The 14,171-nt window shown below is 52.0% G+C and carries 11 protein-coding genes and 1 pseudogene; 5 read left to right on the forward strand and 7 right to left on the reverse strand.

Annotation, left to right across the window (positions count from 1 at the left end; genetic code table 11):
* The first annotated feature begins 676 nt into the window (after positions 1-676).
* Positions 677-874, forward strand: coding sequence for a hypothetical protein (locus AC07O1_RS04745; RefSeq protein WP_495088058.1), 198 nt, complete (start codon positions 677-679; stop codon positions 872-874).
* A gap of 81 nt (positions 875-955) precedes the next feature.
* Here the strand turns inward: AC07O1_RS04745 and AC07O1_RS04750 are convergent, their stop codons facing one another.
* Complete coding sequence (locus AC07O1_RS04750) at positions 956-1,972, reverse strand: hypothetical protein (RefSeq protein WP_495088059.1); 1,017 nt, start codon at positions 1,970-1,972, stop codon at positions 956-958.
* A gap of 839 nt (positions 1,973-2,811) precedes the next feature.
* On the opposite strand from AC07O1_RS04750, the gene AC07O1_RS04755 reads away from it, so the two are divergent.
* Positions 2,812-3,141 carry a helix-turn-helix domain-containing protein gene (locus AC07O1_RS04755; RefSeq protein ID WP_495088060.1) on the forward strand — a complete coding sequence of 110 codons (330 nt, stop codon included), beginning with the start codon at positions 2,812-2,814 and terminating at the stop codon, positions 3,139-3,141.
* Positions 3,142-3,248: 107 nt separating this feature from the next.
* Here the strand turns inward: AC07O1_RS04755 and gmtX are convergent, their stop codons facing one another.
* From gmtX to AC07O1_RS04775, 4 genes and pseudogenes are all read right to left on the reverse strand, one after another.
* On the reverse strand, positions 3,249-3,878 hold the full coding sequence (gene gmtX / locus AC07O1_RS04760) for a gamma-mobile-trio protein GmtX (RefSeq protein ID WP_495088061.1): 630 nt from the start codon (positions 3,876-3,878) through the stop codon (positions 3,249-3,251).
* A complete protein-coding gene (locus tag AC07O1_RS04765) occupies positions 3,871-8,955 on the reverse strand; it encodes a VPA1269 family protein (protein ID WP_495088062.1) in 5,085 nt (1,694 codons plus the stop codon). The genes gmtX and AC07O1_RS04765 overlap by 8 nt, the downstream gene beginning before the upstream one ends.
* A gap of 5 nt (positions 8,956-8,960) precedes the next feature.
* Positions 8,961-10,337 (reverse strand): gamma-mobile-trio recombinase GmtY, encoded by a 1,377-nt coding sequence (gene gmtY / locus AC07O1_RS04770; protein ID WP_495088063.1) that lies wholly within the window; start codon positions 10,335-10,337, stop codon positions 8,961-8,963.
* A gap of 159 nt (positions 10,338-10,496) precedes the next feature.
* Positions 10,497-11,432, reverse strand: a pseudogene (locus AC07O1_RS04775) (YifB family Mg chelatase-like AAA ATPase); the annotation flags it as partial.
* 133 nt (positions 11,433-11,565) lie between these two features.
* Here AC07O1_RS04775 and AC07O1_RS04780 point away from each other — a divergent pair.
* Both AC07O1_RS04780 and AC07O1_RS04785 read left to right on the forward strand, forming a co-directional pair.
* Positions 11,566-11,844, forward strand: a complete 279-nt coding sequence (locus tag AC07O1_RS04780; RefSeq protein WP_495088064.1) for a type II toxin-antitoxin system RelE/ParE family toxin — start codon at positions 11,566-11,568, stop codon at positions 11,842-11,844.
* Between the two features lie 8 nt (positions 11,845-11,852).
* Complete coding sequence (locus AC07O1_RS04785; protein ID WP_494990871.1) at positions 11,853-12,158, forward strand: HigA family addiction module antitoxin; 306 nt, start codon at positions 11,853-11,855, stop codon at positions 12,156-12,158.
* Positions 12,159-12,212: 54 nt separating this feature from the next.
* On the opposite strand, the gene AC07O1_RS04790 is transcribed toward AC07O1_RS04785, so the two are convergent.
* Together AC07O1_RS04790 and AC07O1_RS04795 are read right to left on the reverse strand one after the other, a co-directional pair.
* A complete protein-coding gene (locus AC07O1_RS04790; RefSeq protein ID WP_494990870.1) occupies positions 12,213-12,740 on the reverse strand; it encodes a BRO-N domain-containing protein in 528 nt (175 codons plus the stop codon).
* Positions 12,741-13,125: 385 nt separating this feature from the next.
* Positions 13,126-13,386 carry an accessory factor UbiK family protein gene (locus tag AC07O1_RS04795; protein WP_494990869.1) on the reverse strand — a complete coding sequence of 87 codons (261 nt, stop codon included), beginning with the start codon at positions 13,384-13,386 and terminating at the stop codon, positions 13,126-13,128.
* Positions 13,387-13,805: 419 nt separating this feature from the next.
* On the opposite strand from AC07O1_RS04795, the gene glnK reads away from it, so the two are divergent.
* The gene (gene glnK, locus AC07O1_RS04800) at positions 13,806-14,144 is read left to right on the forward strand and encodes a P-II family nitrogen regulator (RefSeq protein ID WP_002555808.1); all 339 of its coding nucleotides are present in this window, start codon (positions 13,806-13,808) and stop codon (positions 14,142-14,144) included.
* Positions 14,145-14,171 lie beyond the last annotated feature (27 nt).

Below are 14,171 nucleotides of genomic sequence, written 5' to 3' on the forward strand. Positions count from 1 at the left end.
GGGGACGAATAGGATGGTGTGTAGGACGAGGATGAATACGATCGCGATCCGTACCCGCTATATCCGCTGCCACATGCGGGACACGCTGCTCTTGCGCTTGCCGAACGATGACCATGTACCGGTGCTGTACATCTAGACATGTCGTAAACCTTCCGTTTGTAGCTGCTCGCCCAAGAGATGATTAAGCAGCGGCTGTACCGAGCCATCAGCTTTTGAAAACACCGCAGCCCATCCTTATTGGCTCGAAATCAACCTGCACTTCAGATCGTGATTCCAATATGCCGGCACGAACAATAGCCCATAGCGCGAATTCCGCTAGCAGGCGTAGCGTGAATGTTCGCTAGCGGCTTCCGATACAAATGCCTCCCTGGTCTAGAGCTATCTATCATAGCGGGTAGCTCTCGACCCAGGTTTCAGGTCTTTGACGTTCAACGGCCCCGCCATCGATGCCGTTGTTTAATCGACGAACGTCGCCTATGGGTCGTGTGGAGCCAGTCGTCAATACGGCGTGCATTGGTCAAACCGGATGCAAACGGGTGGTTAATACGAATGCAAATGCCTGGTCAGGTGGAATGCAATTGGGTGGTCAAGTCAGTGCAATTTCGCACCCCGAGTCACACACTTGGAGACGAGCTTGCCCTATACCGCTTGCGCACTCGTTGCCCAGGGGCTTGGCGTGAGTATCGTTGATCCGCCTACAGCATTTGATTTTGTGGGGAAGGGACTCGAAATGCGCCCGCTCTCAGTGATAGTTGATACTGGCTTCCTTGTCATCCGCTCCAGCAAAGGCTCTCAGCAGGCGTTAACAGAGGAGTTTTCTCATCAGTTCCTGGCGTTCTACAAAAATGGCTGGATGGACCTGCCTGGGCTCTAAAACTCTGCAGGTCTAAACCGTCCAAAAGCTATTTTTGAAGCCACCGGTTCTTGTCAGTGGCTGGAGGGTATAGAGGTCCGACTATGTGGATGAAGCATTGATCGCTACATTAATTTTCAGCATCACTTGCTCAGCAACCTGCGAGTCGCACAACCCTCTTGCATCAATGATTGCACTCCCTGGGAAATGTTTTTGGATTAACTGGGCATAATCGTAATAGGTGACGAAAAGTACGTCGCTTCCTCTTGTCCTTTCCTTCAGATTTGGGAGGTAATCATGTGCAGCATCTGTTCCCATGATCATGACTCGAGGTGAGATTGTCGGAACCATTAGCCCTCGATCCAAAATACTCGCAGAACGATTAGTACTTTTGATGGCATTGTTCCAGCACTTGTTAATAAGTGTGAGGATTAGTCCAGTCTGATTTGTATCGAATATAATGTCTAAATATCTAGGATGCCACGCAACATGCCCAATCGATTCAGGCGTCAGTTCTTCTGAGGAAAAACAAGCGCGAACAAGGTCCCCGGCTACTTTGGCAAGCTTGTCGTCGATGTAGAACGAACGAGCGACCAGATCTCTATAGTGATAGTCATCGATCGCATCGGATATTTGCAATATTCCCTTAACATCCAGATTTCCTGCGCCCTGGCTTGGACGGATTTGGAACTGTACGGCTATAAAAGATCTTCGAAGCATCTGTAACTGTGCTTCGGAAAGCTCACGAAGCGTAAGGATCATGAACCGTCGACTGCTGCCTTTGACGTCGCCGCGGCCTATTGCTGCTGCCAAGCGTCCATAGTATTGGGTCTTCTCATTTTCCACATCGTCCATACAGCCTGAAAGTAACGCATTGTAATCATCCGCGGTAAGATACTCTGTTACTTCAGGGCTGACGTTCCCATTGAAAACGCTTTTGATGAACTCCTCGAATCGCGCTTGAGTGCGCCGTTCCATCTGTTTAGCCACCTCTTCACTCAAGAGCTGAATTCCTTCAAATCCTGCCGTGAGTAAGCCTCCGCCAGGCAACAACCCAATACCTGCTTTCGTCGCAATGGCTATTAGCTTGGACAATGGGTGCTCTTGATTATCAGCCATATGAATGATCTACCTCGTTATGTAGTGGTGCGATGATCATCTAAATAGTCACGAATTTCTATCTACTTTAACAATATTAGTACCGCCATTTTTCCTGACGTAGATCAGTAACCGACATGAGGAGTAAAGTCGCAACGGCTGGATATACATAAGTATTTCGGCCCATAGCGAAAGGCGAACCATACCGCAGAATTCGTACCAGTCAGTCCAGCCAGTTTTGGCATAAAATGTTGCGGGACTAGTAGGCAGGCTGCCGGCAAAAAGCAGCCATTCAAGAACGACTACTCCGACCGATAGTTGTCGGACAAAAGGTTTGGCGGCTAGGCGCTACCGGCCGGCGGTTTTGGGAATAATTTCACACGATACGTCGTGGAGGCGCCAGGCTGCGCTGCTGGGAAGTAGTAATGCCGGCCATCCTGGAGTGTGTACCTCAACGAGGTACCATCCTGACTTTGAGTCACCTCCAACAGCTTCTCCATCCGCCAGTCCCCAGTTCCATTGAGCCATCCAGGTGACACCAGCTGAACGGACTTTACCAGGACACCTAGATCAGTGAGGTCCAGTATGGACGTTAGCGTTTGCAGGCTATCCACGAACACCACATCATAAATCTCTAGGCCATCTTCGTATCTGGCTATCGTCGTATGAAACCAAGGTGACATTAGGTCCTGTTGGACAAAATGCCAGCCTTGATGCCCTGGTTCGAGCGATGTCTGAGAGCCGTTTATCTCTGCTTGGCGATTGGTTATGAACACGGCCGGCTCCCAAAATGAACAGTATACGTTGTAGTTATATACTGTTCAAAAGCGCCTTATCGTTCCTTTTGCAAGGCATGCAAAATGGAATTGAAAAGTGCTTTCGGAACAGTTCTTCGATGGCTACGAGTGAAACAAGGCCGTACCCAAGAGGATTTTTCCACCCTCAGCAGTCGGACATACATCAGCACACTGGAGCGAGGGTTGTACGTTCCGACCATAGAGAAGCTCGATGACATCGCTGCTGTCCTCGGCGTGCATCCAATAACGCTGATGGTCGGTAGCTACGCACTAAAAGACAATCGCTCGGTTGCGAAAGTATTGGAGGAAGTCATTGAGGAGATCGAGCGCCTCGAGGTTGCAGAGGGCGTTTCCAAGCTTCGTAAGCCTTTTCCCAAAGCCAAGCAGGAGTGAGTGCTTCTGAAACACGCGATTGAGTACGTCGCTGAGCTACCGCATGCGTGAGGGCTATCGAGGCTTTCGTAGAATTCGTTGGGTCGATTACTCTTGGTCTAGACCTTTCATTTCGTTTGAGTCGACAAGATTTTTTCTATGGCGTCGCGGAATCCTGGTTTGTGAATTTGTCGTCCGGTAGCGTCAATCACTTCGCCCCTATCCCCAATCAACAACCCAACAAGTCTAAGGGCCGCCGGCTCGATCGCCGCTTTCAGCGCCGCCAACTCCGCGCCGTTCAGATTTTGCTGTGTTGCAAAGGCTTGCGCCGCCGCGCTGCTCAAAATTATCGGAGCACCACTCTGTTGGCTTTTTCGTCCTTCTTTTGCCTTGAGTGCTCGCAGCTCCTTGGCCAGCAAGGTGACGCTCATGCGTAGTACTGGGTCTTCAATATGCTCGATCCAGTCGTTGGGCTGAGCTTTGGTTTTACTGGGTACCGAAGCCAGTTTCCACGCCTGGATGAGCTCGCGATAGTGCGTGCCAGTCGAATTCACGATGGATTTTTCGCCGGGCACTGGCAACCCTCGATCCTTGCCAAGAGTAATTATCGATTTGTAGGAGAAGTCAGACGAATTACGCTCATGCAGCAGCCGGCACGTCTCATTTAACGCTTCTAGGCTGCGCTTGCGCCGGCTGTCGCTCGCCTCGTTCATAAGCCGTTCGTAGGTTTCAAGCGGTGAAGTCAGTAGCTCACTCATGGCGTTTTACCTCGTGGCTAAGCGGGTGAGTGCCGCCATGCAAAAGAAGATTTTGAATCTCCATCGAAATACGCGTCAGCTTGGGTTCGTGCGCGTCAATGTCAAGCAGCATAAGGTCACCTGAGAACAGGTCCTCGATCCGCTCCCAAGAACCAAGCCGGTCTAGGAGTAACTTATTCAGTTCATTGATAACAATCAGCTTTTGTTCATCTGTGAGGCGGAACATCGCAGGTGCCAAGTTGTTATTCGCAGCCATTCTGTCGATGGCTTGGGAAATAAGGGGGATTGCACGCGAAGGATTAGCCGATTGATAGATAGTCGCGTTCTGACATATTTCGGCTAATAGGTGATACTGGGTTTTCGACTCCTCGATGGCCACGCCAATCTCCTGTAGGTCGCCAGAGGTAATCAGCCTGATCTCTTCGGCGCTCTCACCGCTCTGATTTGCCTTCTTCATTAGCGTCAGGCAACTTTGGACGTAGTGATTGATTGCAGCGTAGTCAGTCAGCAGGCTATCGAGTTTCCCCGCACTTTGTTGCTCGTTAGCAATCGCCTGCTTGCGCTGTGATTGTTTCATATCAGGCATGTTCAATTGGCAGGTATCGTAGAATTCCTGTTCTAAAGCCACAACTGCCGATGCATAGTCTTGAAAACGCCCGCTTTCAATATGAATCTCTAGTGCTATTTCATTGGCAAGCGACACCAGGCCTGCCAGGAAAGGAATGCCAGTTATAAAGAACCGGCAGCGTAGGCAGTTTTTTTGTCCAAGGTAGCCTACTTCAACTGCACCATATGTTTTTTGGCACTTTCTCTCGTACAGAAGCTCACCACCCATATGGCAAGCCGCCGCCGACATTGGACAAACTCCGCAATCAAATATAACGCAGGCTGAATTTGGTACATCATTTTCGATTAGAGAGCGATTTCCGTCGGTCGCAATCAGAACTTGACGAAGCGGTTTTAACCCTTGGGCCCGGACTGCTTCGCATTGACGCTCTGTGACCGTTTGGGCGACGCGCTTTTCAGTCTCGCCCATGGTTCGCCGCATCTGCTCACTATTTAGTTTGGTGTAATAGATCGTCATTACCAGCGATGTATGACCAACTAGTTTTGACATCAAGTGGATGGGTGCATCGCCGTCTACGATGAAGGCAGTGATCAAACTGACTCGCAAACTATGAGGGGTATAGGGCGTGATGTAGCGCTGGCCAGTGGCATTACGGTTTTCTGTCGAGAGATTTTCACCCTTGCGCTGAATTTGATAGAGCAGCGCCGGCACCGAACTGTCGAATGCTGTATTAACACCAAACGGTCGACCTGAGGAATCTCTACGAAAGAGGAAGCATTGGGTTCCTCGAGCTTTTAGGATCTTGCTATTCGTATTTATGCTCCCTACTAACGATAACCATGGCGTGGGCTCTATTAGAGGATTGTATTTGGCTTGCCAGTTACGGAGCAGTATGAACCAGTAGACAAGTTCGTCAGGTATCCATTCCACTTCGTACCCGCCTGGTCTACGTCCAGTCTTGTTGGTGGTTATGCTAAAATTGGGTGCATCTTTGTAACCGCGTTGTAGGACTCCCTGCGGGCGGCGCTTTTTGCTCCCTTTCCCTGCCAAGGGGCCGGAATTTTTCTCCCACCGTATATTGATGCTCTCAGCGTCCAGAACAGCAATCTCGTCATCTGCTTCGCCGCTATCGAGCCACAAGATTTGCTGGCCGCGGAGCGGCACACGCAGCAGCGTGTAATTCGACAAAAACCGAACGGGTGACCAAATTTGGTAAACGTCGATCTTCTGTCGTTCCCCATCGACATATCGAAGGACGCCCGTTAGAAGGCGCCATACGCAATTCGGGTCCGCTCGGTCAATTTGCGACTTATCAATATCCATCCAGTCGGAATCAAAAAATGTCTGGAGGTGAGGTAGGTCTTTTAGTGTTGGTCGACGTTGCAAAGCCTGTTCGCCGTCTGGCACAAGGAATCGACGCGCGCGCAGGATGTACTCGTAGCCAAGCACAGCCTTTGTAGACTCGTTGGGCCGATAAAACTGCAAGCTATCCGCGTAACCGGCGAGAATTGTCTCGAAAGGATTGCGATAGATTGGAAGTACGTTGCGTTCATCGGCGGTTGCATCAGTACAGTGTTCGTTCAACACCCACTTGAAGAATGCGCAGATAGCGCTGTGCGTCGACTTTTTAGTAGATTCAGCCTGCGCCTCAATAAATTGCTGATAAGCCTCTACATTGAAAGGGCTTGTTCGCAATAGGAGGTATTTGGGGTCGTCAGGTAAACCTTGTGGTTTAAGATGGCCACTCAAAAAAAGTTTCAAGGCAAACGTCTTTTTGTCTAAATTTGTTTCATCCTCCAGCCACTTTTCAACGCAAGACCATATCTTTGGATAGTCGGGTGATATTCCGATGGGCTTTTCAGTCCCCAAAAAATCGTACCAGCTTTCCCAGCCAACTTTAGAATAAGCAGCTTCTGGGTTGGAAGGAAGTCTGGAGTCTTGTCTATAGCGCTTTTGGTACTCTTTCTGGCTTTTCGCGCACAGCGTGTGGGCAGCTGCCTGAGCCTCAATATAAGTGGCATAAATTTGGTGTTTTTCAGTGCCTAAAAAATCATACCAGTCTTTCCACCCCAACTCGGCGTAACGCCTTAAAGGTTCTGCGGGTAGCTTTGAATCTTTATGGCGAGATTCTCTATATTCGTAAATACTTTTAATGCCTAGTTCATGCACTGCCGCCTGGGCCTCGGCGTAGGTTGCATAGAAAGAGCGCCTTTCTCTGCCTAAAAATTCAAACCAGTCAGTCCAGCCAGTTTTGACATAAAATGATGCGGGACTAGCAGGCAGTTTTGGGTTTTCTCGAAAGCGTGCCGAGTAATCTTTACAGTTTTTGATACCGAGAGTTTGAACTGCAAACTGCGCTTCGACATAGGTAAAGTAATCTTTCGATTTACCCAAGAACGTGGGCAAATCCTTCCAGCCGGTTTCGGCATAAACCCGACTCGGATTCGCAGGCAGCATCGGGTCTGTTCGATAGCGCATGAGGTAATCATGTTGCCCCTTGATGCCCATCGCTTGGGCTGCCAACTCTGCCTCTGCATACGTGGGATAAAACTCACGCTTTTCCTTGCCTAGGAAGGTGTACCAGTCCGTCCACCCAGCGTCGGCATAAAATTGCTGTGGATTGGCAGGCAGCCTCGGGTCGACTTGATGCCGTGTCCGATATTCCACCCCATTTTCGAAAGCCAGCTCTTGGGCAGCGGTCTGAGCCTCGAGGTAGGTGAAGTAAAAGGGTGCTTTTTCGATCCCAAGGAACTTTTGCCAGTCGATCCAACCAGCTTCCGCATAGTACTGATTGGGGTTGGAGTGCAACCTTGGATGGAGGAGGAAGCGCGCTCGGTAATCATCGCGGCTTTTGAAGCCTATAGCTTGAACTGCTGCTTGCGCCTCATCGTAGGTCGGGTAAAAGTCGCGTTTTTCGTTACCCAGAAACTCGTACCAGTTTTCCCAGCCCGCAAAGGAATAAACAGTTTCTGGATGGCGCCGTAACCGTGGGTCTCTTCGATAGTGAGCCAGGTACTCTTCATAGTTTTTTATACCCAGTGCTCGTGTTGCAGCCTGCGCCTCGGCGTAAGTGGCATAGATGGGTGTCCGAGTTTTACCCAGAAAATCATACCAATCAATCCAGCCGGCGTTAGCATAGGTACGATGGGGGGCGCGAGGTAGCCTTGCATCTTCATGGAAGCGTGCCTTGTAATCATTAACGCTCTTCAGACACAACATTTTGGCAGCTGTCTGCGCTTCGGCGTAGGTGGCGTAGAGTTGGGGCTTCTCTTTACCCAGAAACTCGTACCAGTCGGTCCAGCCTGTATTCATATAGCGTTTATAGGGTTGGCTAGGTAGCCTAGGATCTTGAAAACAATTCGCACGGTAGTCTTTCGCGCATTTAATGCCCAAGAACTGTGTGGCTACCTGTGCTTCGTCATAGGTGGGGTACGAGTCAGGTTTATTATTCCCTAAGAAATCATACCAATCCTTCCAGCCTGCTCCCGAGTAGGCGACGTCAGGCGCGCCAGGCAATTGTGGATGATCACGATAGCGTGCCAGGTAGTCTCTCATGCCACTGAACCCCAGCACTTGGGCTGCCGTTTGCGCCTCCTTGTAGGTCGTATAGATTTGCCGCTTTACTGTACCTAAGAACCCGTACCAGCCAGTCCAACCTTTTTCGGCATATTGATATTCTGGGTGACGCGGTAACTTTGGATCGCACCGGTAGTCCCTTTCATAGTCAAGCGAACTCTTGAACCCAAGAGCTTGGACTGCTGTTTGTGCCTCAGCGTAAGTGGCATAGAAGGGTGATTTTTCTTTGCCGAGAAAGTCATACCAATTTGTCCAGCCTGCACCGGCATAAAGCTTGTGAGGTTCGCGGTGCAGCTTTGGATGTTGCCGACAAGTCGATTGATAGTCCCTTTGATTTTTGAAGCCCAAGGATTGAACAGCTGCCTGCGCCTCTGCGTAGGTGACATAGTACGAGGGCTTTGTTTTGCCTAAGAAGTCATACCAATCTACCCAGCCAGATTCTGCATATATTTCATAAGGGCATGAGGGCAGTTGGGGATTCTCTCGATAACGGGCTTGGTAGTCTTTTACGCCCCTGATGCCAAGCGCTTGGGCTGCTGTTTGTGCCTCGGTGTAGGTGGTGAAGATATGTTGTTCTTCTTTCCCAAGAAACCTGTCCCAACCAGCCCAGCCCGTGTCGGAAAAAAACCTATCAGGGTGGCAAGGTAGTGTTGGATCGTCTCGAAAGTGCGCTTTGTAGTCTTTCGTGTCCGTAATCCCCAGCGCTTGTGCTGCTGCTTGGGCCTCGGCGTAGGTGGAAACTCTCTTTTCCTTGCCGAGGAAGACATACCAATTTATCCAGCCAGTACCAGCATAGAATTGATCAGGAGCGGCAGGTAACCTAGGGCATTGCGAGCGGTTGTCCTGATAATCCTGACTACTCTTCCAGCCTAGCGACTCGCTTATCGACTGCGCCTCGACGTAAGAATAAAAATCTGTTCTTTTTCGAGGCATCACCGTCACCTCTCTTTGGTGTCAGTCATCGAATCATCAATGTGCTGCAACTGCAGCTGCGCTTCCACGTTTCTTAGGCGTTGACGTATTTGTATCGCGGTGGGCTGTGTGTAGATTTGGCTCGATTTGATTGATGCATGATGCATCGCGTTTTTGATCAGCAGCGGATCTGCGCCACCTTCAGCTAAGCGTTGACCATAAGCATGTCGATGGCCATGTGGGGTCGTGCCTTGAAGCTTTGCGCACTTCAAGCCTATGCGTTCAATCGCCAATTTATGAGCCTTTCGGAACATACGGTGCGAGTAAGGCTGGCCATATTTTGTGGTGAGGGCGTATGGATGGTTATCACCGCCGATTGGCTTCACTCTTTGTTTTAGGTGGTAGTCACGCCACAGCTCAGCGAAGACGATCCCGGTGTCGTGCGGGTAAAAGAACACCTCGAAGCAGCGCCGATGCGGGTCGGTGAGAAGACAGTTTTTCCAGCCTAGGAAAAGTGGGTCGGTAGCCTTTACCAGGGTATTTCTGGGTTGTAGTCCGTAACGCTGCTGCAAGATAACGGAACGTTTGGTTCCGTCATCTGCTCTGCCATATCGAGGATGAAATACACGGACGATGACCTCACCGGCCTCAATGCTTACGTCATCGCTCCAAAGCGATAGCGCTTCGGATAGCCTTAGCCCGCCATAGTGCATGAGGTAGGTAACTAGTACATTTCGGAGGTCTGTCGACCCAAGCGTGTCCTGGGCCCGTCTTCGAAAGCCGTCTTCTATCAACAGTCCAAGTTTTTCATCAGGAAAGGTTTTGACAGGGGTTTGGCGATCAATTGGCAACGTCGATGCGCGATTTAAACGGGAGTATTCCGTTGTTGTTTCCCGCCAAAGATGAGACAAAAATGCGTTATCTCTCCGGTGCGAGTAGGCAGCCCAATTTAGTCGTTGCTCATGCCGAGTAGCTTGCTTCCATGGATTGAGCTGAAGATTGGAGTTTTCGTTAACGAGAGCCAGCCAATCAGAAAAAAGTGTGATATGGCCAATCAGTTTACTCGCGTCCTCGGGTTGTCGAGGCTGCCACCAAAGGCCCGAAGGATCCTTGAACCTCTCAATCGTTCCCGTGAAAAGCGCAGTTGAGAATGCTGAAAACAAAGCTCTGGGTGCATCAAAGTAACTTTGGTTCGCTTCCATGAACTCTAGGAGCAGTTGAACGGCATAAGTCACTGAGTCTTGCCAGGAGCGGCTTCTCAGGCGATTGAGATGGATATATCGTGCGAATTGATCCAGCACGCCATTGTTGGTGACGATAACTGGCAGAACAGGCTGAACACCAGTTTTGTCAGCTATGAAGGTTCTGTACTCACGATGGGACACTTCAAGAAAGGTTTTCATCTCGATCATCCACAACAGTTTTGTATCTCTTGTCCTTTTTTGGGATCCCTTTAACTGAGTCTTGGATAGGCGAGCTCATCGTACGCCTGAAATCAAAATACTGGGCCAATGAAAATGAAATAGAGAAGGTATTTCTTGGGCCTAAGATTGGGGTAACTAATCCAGAACCTTGCGATCAAACTCCGGCAGTTCATCGAGAAACAGTACACCGTTGTGGGCGAGGGTGATTTCCCCCGGTTGCGGTTTTGAGCCACCACCCACCAGCGCCGGGCCGGATGCCGAATGATGGGGTTGGCGAAACGGCCGTTGTGGCCAGTGGCTCAGCGGCACATGGCTGGCGACTGACTGAATCGCTGCGACTTCCAGCGCTTCATGCTCGTCCAGTGGTGGAAGCAAACCGGGCAAGCGACTGGCCAGCAGCGTTTTTCCGGTGCCTGGTGGGCCACTGAACAGCAGGTTATGAGCGCCCGCTGCGGCGATCAGCAAGGCTCGCTTGGCCGCGAGCTGACCCTGCACTTCATTCAAGTCGGGATAAGGCTTGTTCGCCAGTAGCAAACCGTTGGAAACAAAAGGTTCGACAGGTGTGTGGCCGTTGAAGTGCGCGACTATCTCCAGCAGATGATCGACCGCGATCACCTTCAACCCCGAAGCCAGGCAAGCTTCTTCGGCATTGGCGCGCGGCACCACCAGGGTGCGTCCGGCCTTGCGGGCGGCCAGTGCGGCCGGCAATACCCCGCGTACCGCCCGTACGGCACCGGACAACGCCAACTCCCCAAGACACTCCACATCGTCCAGCGTCAATGTCGGAACCTGCATGCTGGCCGCGAGAATCCCCAAGGCAATCGCCAGATCAAAGCGCCCGCCGTCCTTTGGCAGATCGGCAGGAGCGAGATTCAGCGTAATGCGGCGCGCCGGAAAATCGAGACCTGAATTGAGAATCGCACTGCGCACCCGGTCTTTGCTTTCCTTGACGGCTGTTTCCGGCAGGCCCACCAGCGTCAGGGATGGCAAGCCGTTGGCCAGATGGACCTCAACGGTGACAGCGGGTGCGTCCACGCCGATCTGGGCGCGGCTGTGGACGATGGCCAGAGACATAGATCATTCCTTGATGGTGCGAAAGCGGCGTCCTGCGGTTTTGGAAGGATAGTTGAGGTGAACGAGCGAGCAGGTTGCATTTATGTATCTTGACTATACACTTCACGTTAACGAATAACGTTAAGCTTTAATCATGATCGTAAGCTTTAAATGTTCTGAGACCGAGTACTTGTTTCGCAACGGTAGGACCCGTCTGTGGTCAGCCATTCTCAGTGTCGCGGAACGGAAACTGGCGATGCTTGTTGCTGCTGCCGTGTTGATGGACCTTCGGTCTCCTCCGGGCAATCGCCTGGAGGCGTTGGAGGGAAATCGCAAAGGGCAACACAGCATCCGCATCAACGCTCAATGGCGAATTTGCTTTATCTGGGGTCCTAGCGGACCTGAAAATGTCGAAATCGTCGATTATCACTGAGGTGAGAAATGACTAAGAACGGTATGCGCCCGGTTCACCCCGGCGAAATCCTTAAAGAGGAATACCTTGAGCCTCTGGGTCTTACGGCAGCGGCTTTGGCCAGGGCGCTGAATGTATCCACCCCAACGGTGAATGACATCGTGCTTCAGCGCCGCGGCGTGAGCGCCGATGTTGCGCTCAGGCTTGCCATTTGCCTGGACACCACCCCCGAGTTCTGGCTGAACCTGCAATCGACTTACGACCTGCGCAAAGCTGAAATCGAGCGTGGCGCTGCGATCCGGGATCAGGTTGAGCGTCTTCCACACTGCGCCTGACAGACCTGTTGATCGAACCCCATGCCAAAGCGTGGGGTTCGTTCTTTGCAGGACTTAAAACGATTGAAGCAACCGTGAAGCGCGTTTCCACCAAGGTGCATTGCTCACACTCCGTGGCCGCTCACCCTCCGGCAGCATGTGTGGAACATCCTGCAACCGGATCCATGGCTGGTTATTCCAGTGCAACAGGCTCAGGGACATCTGCGGCCAATCCAGCAGGCTCAGAATCGGGCGTTCGCTTGAAGTCGCTTGCTGGGCATCCCTCAACGCAGGGACCACATCGTGAGTCAGCCACTCCCGCAAACCCCGGTACTCGGGGCAGTAGTGATAGACCAGTAACGCATAGACCCCGGACTCGCTGATCAGTAGCGTGTGCTCAACTTTGCCATGGCAAAGCAGCCGCAAGGTCTGGCGCTGATCGGAATCAAGTTTGCGCAACGCACGCTCATCCAGAAAAAGCCGGAGCAAACGCCCAAGATCGCGGGCGCTGAACCATGCCTGGTTTTCCAGCAGGAGTGCGTGGAGGTGGAGTCTGTGGCGGGTGAAGACGTGGGGGACTAGATAAGCTTCATTTTTATTCATTGATACAGCTCCTTCTGCTTAAGGGGCTGCCAGCAATCGTCGCCAAACGATTGGGTGGCAGCTGTACGCGGGTTGGCGAACCGGAGCAAAAGGAACCCGGCAGACCCGAAAGTCTCCCACGCACAGCCGCCATGACATGAGTCGACGGACATAAAAAACGCCCGCTACCGTATGGTGGGCGTCGTGCGCCTAAAGCTTCCGGGTCGCCAAACCCAGTGCTGAATGTTCAGCAGGGGGTGAGCGTAGAGACCCGGGTCTAGCGGCGCAATCGGAAATCGGTGGTGGTTTTTGTAGGAACCAGCCTGGATGTAGGGCGGGCTTCAAGATTGCCGGAAGGTCGTTCCGACCTTATCGCGGGCAAGCCTCGCTCCCACAGGGATGAGCGTTACTCAGCAGGCGGACTCAGCTTCGCTTCAAGTTCGGCCACCTTCGCTTCCAGGCTTTCCAGCCGAGCGCGCGTGCGCGCCAGTACCACCATCTGGCTGTCGAACTCTTCTCTGCTCACTAGATCAAGCTTGCTGAAGCCGCTTTGCAGCAGGGCTTTGAACTGGCTTTCGATTTCGTTGCGTGGCAGCGGGGTGTCGCCGCTGAACAGGCGGGAAGCGTGGCCGCTCAGGGCGTCGAGGAGATCTTTGGGCGCGAGCATGGGAGGTGTCCTGAAAACTGATGGCCGCCAGTGTATCACGCAGTGTCTATAGTCAATGGCGCAGGCAGGGATGCACGCTTTTCGCGCATGTTGGCGGGCGATCGCGCACTGTTGTTGTGCGGATCTGTTGCGCTGGTTGTGAAGGGACGCCTGCTGCAGCGGCCAAGGGATTGAAATCAATGGGTTTTCACGAGATGGCAAGCTTTCTGCTTAGTCGTTGGTAACCCATGCACTGATGCAGTCGCTGTGACGAATGCAGTGCGCCGGGCGGAACGGGGAAGTGTTTCGTCAGGAGCGGTTAGCTGGCGTCGGGATGGCTGTGTCAGGCCGACGATGCGTTACAAAGCCAGGCACTGCGCTTAGACTTGAGCCGGGTTTGTTTTCCTGGGGCAAGTCCACCAATTCGGGAGAGAGTTTTCATGAAGCTAGTCACTGCCATCATCAAGCCGTTCAAACTGGACGATGTGCGCGAGTCGTTGTCCGAGATCGGCGTGCAGGGCATTACCGTTACTGAGGTCAAAGGCTTCGGTCGGCAGAAGGGTCACACCGAGCTGTATCGCGGCGCGGAGTACGTGGTCGATTTTCTGCCCAAGGTGAAGATTGATGTCGCCATTGACGACAAGGATCTTGATCGGGTTATCGAGGCGATAACCAAGGCGGCCAACACCGGCAAGATTGGTGACGGCAAGATCTTTGTGGTCAATCTGGAACAGGCTATTCGCATCCGTACCGGCGAAACCGACACCGACGCAATCTAAGCCACCAAACCCAACGCCCCAGGAGAA

This window comes from Pseudomonas sp. GW821-FHT07G10 (assembly GCF_059418545.1).